This is a genomic window from Curtobacterium sp. MCBD17_034, assembly GCF_003234515.1.
GTDB lineage: Bacteria > Actinomycetota > Actinomycetes > Actinomycetales > Microbacteriaceae > Curtobacterium.
This window is the reverse complement of record NZ_QKTN01000020.1, coordinates 1-1,384: the sequence shown is the minus strand read 5'-3', so window position 1 is coordinate 1,384 and position 1,384 is coordinate 1. Positions and strand designations below refer to the sequence as shown.

Genomic DNA, 1,384 nt, shown 5'->3' with positions numbered 1-1,384 from the left:
CGTCTCCCCCTCCCACCACACCCTGCACCCGCACCACCCCGACCTGCACCACGAACGGAGCACCCATGCGCAGCAGAACCCGTCTCGGCGTCGTCGCCGCAGCCCTCGGCGTCACCGCCCTCGCCCTCACCGGCTGTTCGACGAGCACGTCGGACAGCGCCGGCGCCGCGACCACGTCGTCCGCCGCGAAGGGCCCGGCCGTCGACCTGTCCGGCGTCTGCCCCTCGACCGTCGTCGTCCAGACGGACTGGAACCCCGAAGCCGACCACGGGCACCTCTACCAGATGCTCGGGGCGAACCCGAAGATCGACGCCTCGGGCAAGTCCGTCACGGGCGACCTCATGGCGAACGGCAAGTCGACGGGTGTGCAGCTCGAGATCCGCGCGGGCGGTCCCGCGATCGGCTACTCCACGGTGAGCTCGCAGATGTACCAGGACAAGTCGATCACGCTCGGCTACGTCTCCACGGACGAGGCCGTCGAGTTCTCCGGCAACCTGCCCACCACCGCGGTGTTCGCCGAGAACGACGAGTCGCCCATGGTCCTCATGTGGGACCCGGCGACGTACAAGAGCGTCGACAGCATCAAGAGCCTCGGCAAGGCGCTCAAGGCCAAGGGCGGCGTCGTCCGCTACTTCAGCGGCGCCGCGTACATGACCTACCTGGCACAGGCGGGCTACCTGCCGACGAGCGTCCAGGACGGCAGCTACGACGGCACGCCGTCGAAGTTCGTGACCGCGGGCGGCAAGGACGCGCAGCAGGGCTTCGCGACCGCCGAGCCGTACATCTACCAGCACGAGGTTGCGGCCTGGGGCAAGAAGCTCGACTCCTCGCTCGTCTCGAGCACGGGGTGGAACCCCTACCCCGAGACCATGTCCGTCCGCTCGGGCGACCTGGCGAAGCTCACCCCGTGCCTGAAGAAGCTCGTGCCGGTCATGCAGCAGGCCGACGTGGACTACTTCAAGAACCCGACGCCGACGAACGACCTCATCGACACGCTCGTGCAGGACTACAACAACGGCTGGACCTACGACGCCAAGGTCGGTGCGTTCGCCGTCCAGCAGATGAAGAAGCTCAAGGTCGCCACGGACGGCAGCAACGGCTACGTCGGCGACATGGACGCCAGCCGGCTGAACTCGTTCATCACCAAGGCGGCGCCGATCTTCGAGAAGTCCGGCGGTCACGTCCAGTCGGGGCTCACGGCCGACGACCTGTACACCAACCAGTTCATCGACAAGAAGATCGGGTTCGGCTTCTAGCCGACCCACCGGCCGGGAGGCGCGTGCCGGCCCCGCACCGCGCCTCCCGGCCGGAGGGCGGTGGCGACCGCCGGGCGACGGACCCGGCCGGCGTCAGTCGCGCCCGAGGGGCGCGACTGACGCCGGCC

At 69.0% G+C, this 1,384-nt stretch carries 1 protein-coding gene; it reads left to right on the top strand.

The window, feature by feature from the left end:
* Positions 1 to 65 precede the first annotated feature (65 nt).
* Positions 66 to 1,256 (top strand): ABC transporter substrate-binding protein, encoded by a 1,191-nt coding sequence (locus DEI92_RS16215; protein WP_111014281.1) that lies wholly within the window; start codon positions 66 to 68, stop codon positions 1,254 to 1,256.
* Positions 1,257 to 1,384: the final 128 nt, after the last annotated feature.